At 71.2% G+C, this 13,221-nt stretch carries 13 protein-coding genes; 10 read left to right on the top strand and 3 right to left on the bottom strand.

The window, feature by feature from the left end:
- The first annotated feature begins 56 nt into the window (after positions 1 to 56).
- Genes ACIPY5_RS06815 through ACIPY5_RS06800 form a run of 4 tightly spaced genes read left to right on the top strand, consistent with a single transcriptional unit; the run spans position 57 to position 3,753 of the window.
- Positions 57 to 1,073: an alpha/beta hydrolase fold domain-containing protein gene (locus ACIPY5_RS06815; RefSeq protein WP_400968270.1), complete on the top strand. Its 1,017-nt coding sequence runs from the start codon at positions 57 to 59 to the stop codon at positions 1,071 to 1,073.
- A complete protein-coding gene (locus ACIPY5_RS06810) occupies positions 1,070 to 2,047 on the top strand; it encodes an alpha/beta hydrolase fold domain-containing protein (protein WP_400968267.1) in 978 nt (325 codons plus the stop codon). Before ACIPY5_RS06815 ends, ACIPY5_RS06810 begins: the two co-directional genes overlap by 4 nt.
- Before the next feature lie 21 nt (positions 2,048 to 2,068).
- A complete protein-coding gene (locus ACIPY5_RS06805; protein WP_400968264.1) occupies positions 2,069 to 3,358 on the top strand; it encodes an MFS transporter in 1,290 nt (429 codons plus the stop codon).
- Positions 3,359 to 3,387: 29 nt separating this feature from the next.
- Entirely contained in the window at positions 3,388 to 3,753 is a 366-nt protein-coding gene (locus tag ACIPY5_RS06800) for a cupin domain-containing protein (protein WP_400968261.1), read from the top strand.
- A gap of 80 nt (positions 3,754 to 3,833) precedes the next feature.
- On the opposite strand, the gene ACIPY5_RS06795 is transcribed toward ACIPY5_RS06800, so the two are convergent.
- Positions 3,834 to 5,057 carry a DNA polymerase domain-containing protein gene (locus tag ACIPY5_RS06795; RefSeq protein ID WP_400968258.1) on the bottom strand — a complete coding sequence of 408 codons (1,224 nt, stop codon included), beginning with the start codon at positions 5,055 to 5,057 and terminating at the stop codon, positions 3,834 to 3,836.
- A 162-nt stretch (positions 5,058 to 5,219) separates the two neighbouring features.
- Between ACIPY5_RS06795 and ACIPY5_RS06790 the strand changes: the two genes are divergently transcribed.
- Positions 5,220 to 6,107, top strand: coding sequence for an alpha/beta hydrolase (locus ACIPY5_RS06790; protein ID WP_400968255.1), 888 nt, complete (start codon positions 5,220 to 5,222; stop codon positions 6,105 to 6,107).
- A gap of 81 nt (positions 6,108 to 6,188) precedes the next feature.
- Here the strand turns inward: ACIPY5_RS06790 and ACIPY5_RS06785 are convergent, their stop codons facing one another.
- Complete coding sequence (locus tag ACIPY5_RS06785; RefSeq protein WP_309339326.1) at positions 6,189 to 6,368, bottom strand: hypothetical protein; 180 nt, start codon at positions 6,366 to 6,368, stop codon at positions 6,189 to 6,191.
- A gap of 233 nt (positions 6,369 to 6,601) precedes the next feature.
- Between ACIPY5_RS06785 and ACIPY5_RS06780 the strand changes: the two genes are divergently transcribed.
- The gene (locus ACIPY5_RS06780) at positions 6,602 to 7,252 is read left to right on the top strand and encodes an MIP/aquaporin family protein (RefSeq protein ID WP_400968251.1); all 651 of its coding nucleotides are present in this window, start codon (positions 6,602 to 6,604) and stop codon (positions 7,250 to 7,252) included.
- A 74-nt stretch (positions 7,253 to 7,326) separates the two neighbouring features.
- Here ACIPY5_RS06780 and ACIPY5_RS06775 read toward each other — a convergent pair whose 3' ends face one another.
- Positions 7,327 to 7,989: a TetR/AcrR family transcriptional regulator gene (locus ACIPY5_RS06775; RefSeq protein ID WP_400968249.1), complete on the bottom strand. Its 663-nt coding sequence runs from the start codon at positions 7,987 to 7,989 to the stop codon at positions 7,327 to 7,329.
- 145 nt (positions 7,990 to 8,134) lie between these two features.
- Between ACIPY5_RS06775 and ACIPY5_RS06770 the strand changes: the two genes are divergently transcribed.
- From ACIPY5_RS06770 to paaZ, 4 genes are read left to right on the top strand one after another with little or no spacing between them, the layout of a single operon-like run.
- Positions 8,135 to 9,322 (top strand): thiolase family protein, encoded by a 1,188-nt coding sequence (locus tag ACIPY5_RS06770; RefSeq protein ID WP_400968246.1) that lies wholly within the window; start codon positions 8,135 to 8,137, stop codon positions 9,320 to 9,322.
- Positions 9,322 to 10,077: an enoyl-CoA hydratase/isomerase family protein gene (locus ACIPY5_RS06765; RefSeq protein ID WP_400968243.1), complete on the top strand. Its 756-nt coding sequence runs from the start codon at positions 9,322 to 9,324 to the stop codon at positions 10,075 to 10,077. Before ACIPY5_RS06770 ends, ACIPY5_RS06765 begins: the two co-directional genes overlap by 1 nt.
- Complete coding sequence (locus tag ACIPY5_RS06760; RefSeq protein ID WP_400968240.1) at positions 10,074 to 10,988, top strand: 3-hydroxyacyl-CoA dehydrogenase family protein; 915 nt, start codon at positions 10,074 to 10,076, stop codon at positions 10,986 to 10,988. Before ACIPY5_RS06765 ends, ACIPY5_RS06760 begins: the two co-directional genes overlap by 4 nt.
- On the top strand, positions 10,985 to 13,042 hold the full coding sequence (gene paaZ / locus ACIPY5_RS06755) for a phenylacetic acid degradation bifunctional protein PaaZ (protein ID WP_400968237.1): 2,058 nt from the start codon (positions 10,985 to 10,987) through the stop codon (positions 13,040 to 13,042). The genes ACIPY5_RS06760 and paaZ overlap by 4 nt, the downstream gene beginning before the upstream one ends.
- The last annotated feature ends 179 nt before the right edge of the window (positions 13,043 to 13,221 follow it).

The following is a 13,221-nucleotide window of genomic DNA, read 5'->3' as shown; positions in this document are numbered from 1 at the left end:
CTTCATCGAAGCACTTCGATCCGTTCACAATAGTGCCGAGACCGAGGGAGATCATCATGATGGGGCGGAACAGGCCGAAGGTGGACGCGTTCGTCGAGGCCGTCGAACGGCGGCTCGCGCCGCTGCAGCCACCCCAGGGGAAGACGGCGCAGGAGCGCCGGCGCAATGCGGCCGCATTCGATCCGGTGATGACGGCGGAGCTCGGAATCGCGCCGGTTCTCGCCGCCACCGAGGAGCACTCGATCCCCGTGCCCGGTCATCCGGACGCGCGGTTGCGGGTCTACTGGCCCACACCGGAACGCGCCGCCGCGGATGCGGGGCTGCCCGTCCTGGTCTACTTCTTCGGCGGGGGTTTCGAGCTCGCCGGGATCGACTGGGTGTGGTGGGATGCGATGTTCCGCGAGCGCGCCAGGGACGCAGGCATCATCGTCGTAGCCGGCGAGTACTCGCACGCCCCCGAGGTGACCTACCCCGCCCAGCCCGAGCAGTGCTGGGCGGTGTTCGAATGGGCGGCGACCCACGCCCGCGAACTGGGCGGGGATCCCGACCGGCTCGCGCTGGGCGGCGGATCGGCCGGCGGCAACCTCGCTGCCGCGACCGCGCTGATGAACCGGGACCGGAAGAACCGGCCGGTGCGACTCCAGGTGCTGGAGATGCCGCTGCTGGACATGACCGGTGCGCACCTCGAACCCGAGGCGCAGTCCTCGCTCGTGCCCAAGGCGCTGTTCCGTCGCTTCGCGCGCAACATCGTCGCCCAGTACCTCGGGAAGGATCCTGCGACCGCTCGCAAGCCCTATGCCTCGCCGCTGCTCGCCCCGTCCCTGCGGGGCCTGCCTCCCGCGGTCATCTACACCGCCGAGCTCGACGCGCTGCGCGGCGACGGGGAGGCCTACGCGCGGGCGCTCGCCGATGCGGGAGTTCCGGTGACCTGTCGGAGGGTGATCGGGCAGAGCCACGGATCCGGGACCTACCGGGGTCACGTCCCCGCGGCGGATCACCTGCACCGCGAGCTCGTGGCGGTGCTGCGGACGCTGCATGACGCCCCGGTCGTCTACCCGGACGTCGAGCGATGAGCGGGATCTCCGAGCTCGCCCTCGATCCCGGCGTCCTCGCGTGGATCGCCCGCATCGAGGAGCTCTCGCCCGAGCTCCCCGGACTGCAGAGCCGTGATCCGCTCCTGCGGAGATCCGCCGAACGCCGGCTCTCCGATCTGCTGGCCGTCGACGCCGTGCTGCCGGTTCCCGACGGGGTGGCCAGAGAGGACCTGTTCGTCCCCGGGCCCCGCGGGCCGCTGCGCCTGAGACGGTACCGCCCTGAGAGCGGGACCGGCCCCCTCCCGTCTCAGCTCTGGCTGCACGGAGGCGGGTTCTTCGCCGGCTCGGTCGACGAGCAGATCAACGAACGGCTGTGCGCGCGCCGCGCCCTGGACAGCGGCGTGCAGATCTTCTCGCTCGAGTACGGTCTCGCGCCCGAGCATCCCTATCCGTCCGCCAGCGACGACGCGGCTGCGGCCCTCGACGCCCTGATCGCGGGCGGGCCCCGCCTCGGCGCGGACCCCGCACGGGTGGGCATCGGCGGCAACTCCGCCGGCGCGGCGATCGCGGCGAGCACCGTGCTGCGATTGCGGGGGAGAGTCCCCCTCGTGCATGTCGACCTCGAAGTCCCCGCCCTCGCGCTGCACCCTGTGGGCCGCGCCGCGGAACAGGCCGGCAGATCGTGGCGCGAGGAGTTCGCGTGGGTGGCGGGGCTGTACGTCGGCCCGGACGGGCCCGCGGACAGCGATGCCTCTCCGCTCGACGCGGATGACGTCTCCGGCTTCCCATCGACGCTGATCTTCGTCGGCGAGCACGATCCGCTCCGCGACGCGGGGATCGCCTTCGCCGCGAGGCAGCGGACGGTCGGCGTCGAGACGGAGCTCGTCGTCGGCGCCGGGCACCTCCATGGCACGCCAGGCCTCACGGCGGTCTTCGACGGAGCGCGTGCGTGGCAGGCGCAGCACGCGCAGGAACTCACCCGCGCCTACCGCTCCGCCGCGCCTGCGGCCTGAACCTGTTCCCAGGAGGAGACGATGACGTCCCGCACCACACTCGAGCCCGCGGTTCCCTCGGGCCCGGCCGTCCTGGGCGGCATCCCGGGCTCGCCGCAGCCCCGCGGCTTCCTCGTCGCGTTCGTCGCCGCCTGGTTCGGGCTGAGCCTCGTGCTCGGCACGATCATCGGCGCATCGATCCCCAAGATGCTCGCCTTCGCCGACGACGGCGCCAAGGGCGTCGAACTGTCGATCGTCGCGGCGATCGGAGGGGTCATCGTGATCGTGATCACGCCACTGTTCGGACGCCTCAGCGACCGCACGACCTCGAGACTCGGCAAGCGGCGGCCGTGGATCCTCCTCGGCGCGATCTCAGGCCTCGCCGGTGTCCTGGTGCTGGCCTTCTCGACCGAGCTCTGGCAGATCGTCCTCGGGTGGGCGATCGCGCAGACCGGCTATGGGGCGGCCAACGCCGCGGTCCATGCGCTTCTCGCCGATCAGATCCGCACGAGCATCCGCGCACGGGTGTCGGCCGCCGCGAGCGCGGCGAACGCGGTCGCGCTCGTCGTCGGCTCTGCGCTCGTCGCCGCCCTGCCCAACGACGAGCAGTGGACCTGGTTCGTCGTCCCCGGCACCATCGGGACGCTGCTCTGCGGGATCCTCTTCTTCTGCCTGCACGACATCGTGCGCACCGATCGGCCTCCGCGCTGGCGATGGTCCGACGTGCTGGCGACCTACTGGCTGAATCCGGTGCGATACCGCGACTTCTTCTGGGCGTGGGCATGCAGGATGCTCGTCACCATGTCGATCCTGACGGTGTCGACCTACCTCCTCTTCTTCATCATCGATCGTCTCGGGGTGCCGAAGGAGAGCGCCTCTGGACTGTTCGCGACGGTCGTGCTCATCTTCACCGGGGCCAGCGTCGTCACCACCCTGGTCTTCGGCTGGATCTCCGATCGCACGGGCCGGCGCAAGGCGATCGTCTGGATCTCCGCCCTGCTCTCGGCCGCCGGACTGGTGCTGGCGGCCGTCGCACCGGACCTGCCGGTCTTCCTCGTGGCGATGACGCTCGTGGGTGCGGCGCAGGGATCCTTCGTCTCGGTCGACATCGCGATGATGACCGAGGTGCTGCCCACGTTCGACGAGGCCGGGAAGGATCTCGGCATCGTGGCGCTGTCGTATCAGGTGCCGCAGGTCCTCGTCCCGGTGCTCGCCATCCCGCTGCTCGCCATCGGCGGGGGCGGACAGAACTACTCCGCACTGTTCATCGCGGCGATCGTCTTCGGCGCCCTGGGCGGACTCGCCGTGCTTCCGATCAGAGTCGTGCGCTGAGGCCGGACCATGGAGCCTAGGCTCAGGGCATGGCAGACGATGTTCGCAACGTGCACGAAGCCCTTTCTGCGGTCGCGGAGCATTGGCAGCCGCATCGGCTGACCAGCATCAACGACTACGACGTCAAGGTGGTCAAGCTGCAGGGCGAGTTCGTCTGGCACTCGCACCCGGAGACCGATGAGCTGTTCCTGGTGGTGAGCGGGCGGCTCGTCATCCAGCTCCGTGATCGCGACGTGGTCCTGAATCCGAACGACGTGTTCGTCGTGCCGCGGGGCGTCGAGCACTGTCCGAAGGCGGAGGGTGAGGTCCAGGCGATCCTGTTCGAGCCGCAGGGCACGGTCAACACCGGAGACGCCGGCGGCGACCGGACCGCCCCGTTGCGGGAGCTGAGCTAGCGGCAGCGGCCGAGCCCGTGTGCGAGCGGGGCCGTCGCGAGGGTCAGCGTCGCGGGTCAAAGGGCGGGCGTCAGGCGGGCTCAGGTGGGCCAGGCCTTGCCGGCCCAGGGGTCGTAGTCGGCGAGCAGGGGCTCCTGCGGAGGACGCTGGTCCTCCGGGACGTGCTGGAGATTGACACGCACGCGGTACCAGAGCGAACTCGAACCGCGCATCCCGTCGACGAGGACGTCGGCGGGATGCAGGAGCGATGAGACGGACTCGTGCGTCGCGCGCCACTGCTCGAGCGCCGCGAGCGCCTCGGGCCTGGTCTTCGTGCGCGCGATCTCGATGAGCGGCATGGCCGAGGCGCGGCGGCCGGATCCGTCGGATCCGCGCGGCGGCTTCTCGGCCGGCCCGAGCTCCTCGGCCAGGGCCAGCAGGGCCGACAGCGACCCCGCCTCTTCGTCGATGCCGCGATGCGGGTCTCCGATCTCGGCGAACCGGGCGCGCACGGTCGGCACCGTGAACTCCTCCGGGTGCCGCACTCGCACCTCGTCCCATGCGAGGGGCGTCGACACCCGCGCATCCGGGAGCGGCCGGATCGAATATGCCGAGGCGACCGTGCGGTCCTTCGCGTTCTGATTGAAGTCGACGAACACGCTTTCGCCGCGCTCCTCCTTCCACCAGCGCGCGGTCGCGAGCCCCGGTGCGCGGGCCTCTACCTCGCGCGCGAGCGTCTCGGCGGCGAGGCGGACGGCCGCGAAATCCCATTCCGGCCGGATGCGGACGAGGATGTGCATGCCCCGCGATCCGCTCGTCTTCGGCCAGCCGACGAGACCGCAGTCGTCGAGGACCTCGCGCACGACGAAGGCGGTGTCGACGATCTGCGACCACTCCACGCCGGGCATCGGATCCAGGTCGACCCGCAGCTCGTCGGGGTGCTCCAGGTCGGTGGCGCGGACGGCGTGCGGATTGAGATCGAGGCAGCCCAGATTGGCGATCCAGGCGAGCCCTGCGGCGTCGCCGAGCACGGCCTCCTCCGCGGAGCCGCCCGACGCGTAGCGCAGCACCGCCGTGCCGATGAAGGCGGGATGCTCCGGCACCCGCTTCTGGAAGAACGGCTCCGCGTCGATGCCCTTCACGAACCGCTTGAGCACCATGGGCCGGCCGCCGGCCCCGCGCAGCGCCCCCTCCGCGACCGCGATGTAGTACTCCACGAGGTCGAGCTTGGTCAGCCCCGCCTGCGGGAAGACGACCTTGTCGGGGTGCGAAACGCGCACCTCGGCGCCGTCGATCTCGATGAACGTCTCGGCTCGCCCTGCCATGCACCCACGTTAGATCGCGAAGGTCTACCGTGGCGAGAGGGGCGGTGCAGCCGTCCGCGTCGACGGCGACCTTTCCGCGCCGGAGGGCGATGCCCTTGTGCTCCACGGTACGAAGTCATAATCTACAACCAATCAGTTGTATTTGAGGATTCGGAGGATCCCATGGCGAACGACGCCGCAGCCCGCGCAGTGACCACGCACACGGTCGGGGAGGGCGAGGACGCGATCACCTACGACGTGCACGGAGATCTCGCGACGGCGACCGCCGAGCGGCCCGCACTCTTCCTCTTCGGTGCGCCCATGGACGCGACCGGGTTCGCGATCCTCGCCTCGCATTTCGGCGACCGTCCCGTGATCACCTACGACCCGCGCGGCGCCGGGCGCAACCCGGTCGGCACCTCGGACATCACGGCGCAGCGGCACGCGGAGGACCTGCATCGCGTGATCTCCGCGCTGCGCGTCGGTCCCGTGGACGCCTTCGGCAGCAGCGGCGGAGGCGTGAGCCTGCTCACGCTGCTCGCCGCCCACCCCGACGATGTCGGCATCGCGGTCGTGCACGAGCCGCCCGTGGCCGCGTTCCTGCCCGATCGGGACGCGGTGCTCGCGGTCGTCGCCGACCAGAAGCGCACCTACGCCGCGGAAGGATCCGGCCCTGCTCTGGCCAAGTTCATCCAGTTCGTGATGTTCGACGGCGCGGTCCCCGGCGACTACCTCGACCGGCCCGCGCCGGATCCCGGCATGTTCGGGCTCCCGACCGCGGATGACGGCGGGCGGACGGATCCGCTCTTCCGCAACATGCCGTCGATCCTCGCCTACGTGCCGGAGATCGCGCAGCTGCAGGGCTTCGGCGAGCGTCTCGTGATCGCGTTCGGCGCCGAATCCGGGGAGACCATGCCGGCGCGCGCCGCCCGATCGGTCGCGGCGGCGCTCGGAGGTGAGGCCGCCGAGTTCCCGAGCAACCACGGCGGCTTCACCGAGCAGCCGGGCTTCCCGAGCGATCCGGCCGGCTTCGCCGCGCGCCTGCGCGAGGTGCTCGACGCCCGGCGCTGACGGCGTCGAGCGGGCCCCGGCATCGGACGCGCCCGCGGCGCGAGCCGCGCACCCGCGTGCGCAGTTCGCGTGCGCGTCCCGTCAGGAGGCCTGGGGGAGGATCCGCAGGGCGACGAGCATCTTCGTGAGCGCGCCCTCGCGGCGGGCCGGGATGTGGAAGTCCGGGTCGACATCGATCAGCGGATAGATCGCCGCGCGCCGTTCAGGGGCGTCCTCGCGCTCGGGGCGGTGGTCCTGGGTGTCGGGGGTCTGGGGCATCATCGCCTCTTCTCTCGCTTCATATTCCGAATTATGGAATTGATCTATCGGATAATGAAATCGTAGGATGATCCGGCTCGAGGGTCAAGAGTTCCCTCCTGGATGTGCCGGATTATGGCTCCGGTTCCCAGCCGATTGACAGGAATCCGGTATTCTGGCTCGGCAATCCAGGGTGCGCCGGCCGGCGTGCGGGAGATTCCGCCCTCACCCTCGACCTGACAGAAAAGGCATTCGAAATGACTGGTACTGCTGGAAAGGCACTCGCCGAGGCGATCTCGACGTTCCTCTTCGTGTTCAGCATCATCGGCGCGATCAACAGCAAGAGCCCGCTGACGCCGCTGGCGATCGGCCTCGCGCTGACCGTTCTCGTCTACGCCGCGGGTCACATCTCCGGCGCCCACCTCAACCCCGCCGTGTCATTCGGCGCGCTGATCCGCGGCGCCATCGGCGTCACGGACTTCGTCGCGTACATCGTGGCCCAGTTCGTCGGTGGCGCGCTCGCCGGCCTCGCGAGCTTCGCGGTCTGGCCCGCGGCGACTAAGCCGGCAACGCCCGAACAGTTCAATGTCGGCGCCGCCTTCCTCGTCGAGGCGCTGTTCACGCTCGCCCTGGTCTGGGTGGTGCTGAACGTCGCCACCTCGAAGGACAACGACAACAACTCCTTCTACGGCCTGGCCATCGGTGGCACCGTCTTCGTCGGCGCCGTCTCGGTCGGCGGCATCTCGGGCGGCGGGTTCAACCCGGCCGTCGCGCTCGGCCTCTCCATCAGCGGCCAGTTCGCCTGGAGCAACCTGTGGCTGTACATCGTCGCCCCGCTCGTCGGCGCCGCGATCGCCGCGATCCTGTTCCGCGTGCTCAGCGGCAACGACAAGAAGGCCGCTGCCTGAGTCGTCTCGCTCCCGGATCGCCCCGCGCTCGCCAGAGCGCGGGGCGATCTGTTTTCCGCGGCCTCGAGTCTTGCTCAGCGCGCGCGGAGTCCGTCGAAGATCACCCGGGTGACGTCGTCGACGAGCTCCTCCGGGGTGAGCGAGGTGTGCGCGGGGCGGTACCACTCGATGATCGAGTTGATCATGCCGAACATGAGCCTCGTCGTCACCGAGGGGCGGATGTCGCGCCGCAGCGCCCCCTCCTGCTGCGCCTGTCCGACCAGGTGCGCGACGCGCTGGTCGAAGATGCGGCGGCGCTCCAGGGCGGCGCGCTCGATCTCGCTGTTGCCGTGCACGCGCAGCAGCAGCGTGACCTGCGGCAGTCTGCTGGCCAGCACCCGCACCGCGCCCGCGATCACGGTCACGAGCCGCGTGGCGGCCGTGCCTTCGTCGGCCAGGGCGCCGTCGAGCACCGCCTCGAGTCCGCCGAGCGCATCGTCGAGCGCGATCTCGAGGATCTGCTCCTTCGAGGAGAAGTGGTGGTACAGCGCCGCCTTGCTCAGGCCGAGTTCCGCGGCCAGGGAGGAGACGCTCGTCGCGTCGTAGCCCTGCTCGTTGAAGAGGCGCACCGCGATCTCGAGCACCTGCGCACGGTCGTAGCCCGGGCGGCCGCGGCGCGCACGGGGCGCCGGCTCGTCGGCGGACGCCTCCTCGGCGATGCTCGCCGCCTCGCCGGCGTGCGCGGATCCGGTGCTCATCCGCATCATTCTCCCTCATCGGACTCCCGGGCGGACTTGCCCGGCCGGGATCCGTCTGTCATCCTTTTACTGAACGATCGGTCGGGAAACAGTTTCGGATCCCGGATCCGCGCACCCCGTCGACGAAGACCCCGGGAGGACGAGCATGTCGGAGGCCTATCTCATCGGCGGTGCGCGCACGCCGGTCGGACGCTACGGCGGCGCCCTCGCCGCGGTCCGCCCCGACGATCTGGCCGCGCTCGTCATCCGGGAGGCCGCGCAGCGTGCGGGCGTTCCCGATGACGCCTTCGACGAGGTGATCCTCGGATCCGCGAACCAGGCGGGGGAGGACAACCGCAACGTCGCCCGCATGGCCGTGCTGCTCGCCGGCTTCCCCGATGCGCTGCCCGCGCTGACCGTCAACCGCCTGTGCGCCTCGGGGATGTCCGCCGTCGCGCTCGCGGCGCAGGCGATCCGCGCCGGCGACGCCGACGTGATGATCGCGGGCGGCGTCGAATCGATGACGCGCGCCCCCTGGGTGCAGGCCAAGCCCGAGCGGGCATGGGCGAAACCGGGAGAGGCCTTCGACACCTCGATCGGCTGGCGGTTCACGAACCCGCGTCTCGCCGCCCGCGACAAGGCCACGTTCTCGATGCCCGAGACCGCCGAGGAAGTCGCTCGTCTCGACGGCATCACGCGCGAGGACGCCGACGCATTCGCGCTGCGCAGCCACGAGCGGGCCATCGCCGCGATCGACGCCGGCCGCCTCGCCCCCGAGATCGTGGCCGTGCCGACCCCGCGCGGCGGGCTCGTCGACACCGACGAGGGACCGCGCCGCGACACCACGCTCGAGGTCCTCGCGGGGCTGCGTCCCGTGGTCGCGGGCGGCGGCGTCGTCACCGCGGGCAACTCCTCCTCGCTCAACGACGGAGCCTCGGCGATCGTCGTCGCCGGATCCGCGGCGGTCGAACGGCACGGGCTCACGCCGCGGGCGCGCATCGTGGCGTCCGCCTCGGCCGCGCTCGCCCCCGAGATCATGGGGCTGGGACCCGTGCCGGCGACCGAGAAGGCGCTCGCGAAGGCGGGGCTCACCGTGGCAGACCTCGGCGCGGTCGAGCTGAACGAGGCCTTCGCGACGCAGTCGCTCGCCTCGATGCGACGGCTCGGGCTCGACCCCGACATCGTGAACGCGGACGGCGGCGCCATCGCGCTCGGCCACCCGCTCGGCTCGAGCGGCAGCCGGATCCTGATCACCCTGCTCGGCCGGATGGAGCGCGAGGGCGCCCGCTACGGCCTGGCGACCATGTGCGTCGGCGTCGGTCAGGGCACCGCGATGATCGTGGAGCGGGTGTGATGGCCGAGGCGTCGACGGCCCGCCGCCTGCGCATCGAGCGCGCCGAGGACCGCGTCACCGCGACTCTGGACCGGCCGGAGACCCGCAACGCGATCGATCAGGCGATGATCGACGAGCTGCACGCGCTGTGCGCCGAGCTCGAGGAGGATCCGCGGATCCTGATCCTGATCGGATCCGGCGGGGTCTTCGCCTCCGGCGCCGACATCGCGCAGCTGCGCGACCGCCGTGCGCAGGACGCGCGGGCCGGGATCAACACGACCGCGTTCCGCCGCATCCGCCGCCTGCCCATGCCGGTGATCGCCGCGATCGACGGCTACGCCCTCGGCGGTGGCGCCGAGCTCGCCTACGCCGCGGACATCCGCATCGGCACGCCCGCCACGCGCATCGGCAACCCGGAGACCGGGCTCGGCATCATCGCCGCGGCCGGGGCGACCTGGCGCCTGCCGCAGATCGTCGGGGAGGCGCGAGCGGCCGAGCTGCTGTTCACCGGACGTCAGCTGAGCGCTGCGGAGGCGCTCGACTGGGGGCTGCTCTCGTCGCTGCACGAACCGGACGACCTGCTGGCCGCGGCGCATGCGATCGCCGACCGCATCGCGGCCAACGACCCCCTCGCCACCCGGCACACCAAGACGGCGCTCCTCGCGCCGGCCGACGCGCATCCCGAGATCGAGCTCGAGCTGCAGGCGGAGCTGTTCGAGAGCACCGAGAAGCACCGGCGGATGACCGCCTTCCTGGAACGGAGGAACCGCCGATGAGCGCATCCCGGCCGTCGAGCGAGCCGCAGACGGGACGAGACGCGGCGCCGGCGGCGCCCGCCGTGCCGGTACGCGTGGGCGTCCTCGGCGGCGGACGCATGGGTGCGGGCATCGCGCACGCCTTCCTGCTCGCCGGATCCCAGGTCGTCGTCGTCGAGCGCGACGAGGTCGCGGCGGCCGCGGCGGGGGAGCGGATCCGCTCGAGCCTGCAGCGCTCGGTCGAGCGCGGCAGCACCGACCGCACGATCGCGGCGCTCGAAGTCGCACTCGAGACGAGCACGGATGCGGCGGTGTTCGCGGACGCCGGGCTGGTCGTCGAAGCCGTGCCCGAGGACAGGGCGCTCAAGGTCGAGAGCCTGCTCCGGATCGAGGCGGCGGTCGCGCGGGGCGCTGCGGTCGCCTCGAACACGTCCTCGATCTCGATCGACGACCTCGGCGCGGAGCTCGCACACCCCGAGCGCTTCCTCGGCCTGCACTTCTTCAACCCGGTCCCCGCCTCGGCGCTCGTCGAGGTCGTCGTCGGCGCCTCCACCAACCAGGAGCTCGTCGACGACGCTCGGGGCTGGGTCGCGGCGCTCGGCAAGACCGCGGTCGTGGTCGCCGACGCGCCGGGCTTCGCCTCCAGCCGGCTCGGCGTCGCGATCGCGCTGGAGGCGATCCGGATGCTCGAGGAGGGCGTCGCGACCGCCGCAGACATCGATGCGGCGATGGAGCTCGGCTACCGGCATCCGACGGGTCCGCTGCGCACGACCGACATCGTCGGACTCGACGTGCGCCTCGGGATCGCCGAGGAGCTGGAGACCAAGCTCGGCGCGCGGTTCGCGCCGCCGCAGCTGCTGCGCGACCTGGTCGCGGATGGACACCTGGGCCGCAAGACCGGCCGCGGATTCTACGAATGGAGCGAAGGATGACGACCGAGCTGCTGCCCAGCTACCTGCAGGGAGCCTGGTGGACCTCGCCCTCCGAGGGCGGGACCGTCGTGCGAGACGCATCGACGGGGGAGGAGATCGTCCGGGTCGACTCCACGGGCATCGACCTCGCGGGCGCGGTCGCCTACGCGCGCACCGTCGGCCAGCAGAGCCTCGGCGCGCTGACGTTCCACCAGCGGGCGATGCTGCTCAAGCAGATGGCCGTGGTGCTGACGGCGCACAAGGAGGAGCTGTACGAGCTCTCCAAGCGCAGCGGATCCACGGTCCGCGACTCCTACGCCGACGTCGACGGCGGGATCGGCGTGCTCTTCACGTACTCGTCCAAGGGGCGCCGCGAGCTGCCGAACGCGAGGGTCCTCCTGGACGGCCCCGTCGAGCCCCTCTCGAAGGACGGATCCTTCCTCGGCCGCCATGTCTATACGCGTCTTCCCGGGGTCGCCGTGCAGATCAACGCCTTCAACTTCCCGATGTGGGGAGCGCTCGAGAAGTTCGCCCCGGCGTTCCTCGCCGGCGTGCCCTCGATCGTGAAGCCCGCGACCCCGACCGGCTACATCGCGGAGGCGTGGGTGCGGATCCTCGTCGACTCGGGACTGCTGCCGGACGGATCCCTGCAACTGGTCAGCGGATCCCTCCCCGGGATCTTCGACCTGCTCCGCCTCGGCGACCTCGTCGCCTTCACCGGCAGCGCCTCGACCGCGGCGGGACTGCGCGCGCAGACCGCCGACGGCGTGCGCTTCACGAGCGAGACCGACTCGATCAACGCCTCCGTGCTCGGCCCCGACGCGACGCCCGACACCCCGGAGTTCGACGCCTACGTGAAGCAGCTCATGATCGAGCTCACCACGAAGGCGGGGCAGAAGTGCACCGCGATCCGTCGCGCGATCGTGCCGGCGCCGCTCGTCGACCCCCTCGTCGCGGCGCTGCAGGCGAAGATCGCCGAGCGCGTCGTGATCGGCGACCCGCACGCGGAGTCCGTCACGATGGGACCGCTCGTCTCGACCGCGCAGCGCGACGAAGTGCTGCGCCAGGTCGCGGCGCTTCGTGAGGCGGGTGGCGAGCTGCTCCTCGGCACCGTCGATGCCCCGGAGGTCGTCCGCGCCGACGGCACGACCGGGCCCGCGCCGGAGGGCGCCTTCGTCGCGCCGATGCTCGTCGGCTTCGCGGACACGACCGCGCCCGCGGTGCACGAGATCGAGGCCTTCGGTCCGGTCTCGAGCGTGCTCGGATACTCGACCGTCGCCGAAGCCGCGGAGCTCGTCGGGCGCGGCGGCGGATCCCTGGTGACGAGCGTCGCCACGAAGGATCCCGAGGTCGCGACCGAGCTGCTCACGCGCATCGCCGCGTACAACGGCCGCGTCCTGTTCCTGAACCGCGACGACGCGAAGACCTCGACCGGGCACGGCTCCCCCGTGCCACACCTCGTGCACGGAGGCCCCGGGCGCGCGGGCGGTGGCGAGGAGCTCGGCGGGATCCGCGCGGTCATGCACTTCATGCAGCGCACCGCGATCCAGGGCACCCCGGAGATCCTCACCGCGATCACGGGCGTCTGGCACACCGGCGCCGGTACCGACCGTGCCGTGCACCCGTTCCGCAAGTCGCTCGCGGAGCTGCGCCTCGGAGATCAGGTGGAGTCCGGCCTGCGCGAGCTCTCGCTCGAGGACATCGAGGCGTTCGCGTACTCCACGGGCGACACCTTCTACGCGCACATGGACGAGGAGGCCGCCGAGGCGAACCCGTTCTTCGGCGGGAGGGTCGCGCACGGCTACCTGCTGGTGTCGTGGGCGGCCGGGCTCTTCGTCTCGCCGGAGCCGGGACCGGTGCTCGCCAACTACGGGCTGGAGAACCTGCGGTTCGTGACGCCGGTGAAGCCCGGTGACGCCATCAGGGTGACCCTCACCGCCAAGCAGATCATCCCGCGCGAGACCGACGAGTACGGCGAGGTGCGCTGGGACGCCGTGATCCACAATCAGCGCGACGAGATCGTGGCGACCTACGACGTCCTGACGCTTGTGGAGAAGGAGCTGGCCCCGGCCTGACCCGCACAGCGCCCCCGGTCGTTGAGCGAGGACGGCGCAGTCGGATTCTTCCCCGGGGTCGTTGAGCGAGGACGGCGGAGCCGACCGAGACGAAACGAGGTGCTCTCACGAGGGCACCGCGTTTCGTCTCGCTTCGCTCGCTCAACGACCCCGGGGGCGGGGAGAACGTCCGAGGGTTG

This window comes from Microbacterium sp. NPDC089698 (genome assembly GCF_044749045.1).
GTDB lineage: Bacteria > Actinomycetota > Actinomycetes > Actinomycetales > Microbacteriaceae > Microbacterium.
The sequence above is the reverse complement of the archived record's forward strand: the minus strand, read 5'-3'. Positions and strand labels throughout refer to the sequence as shown.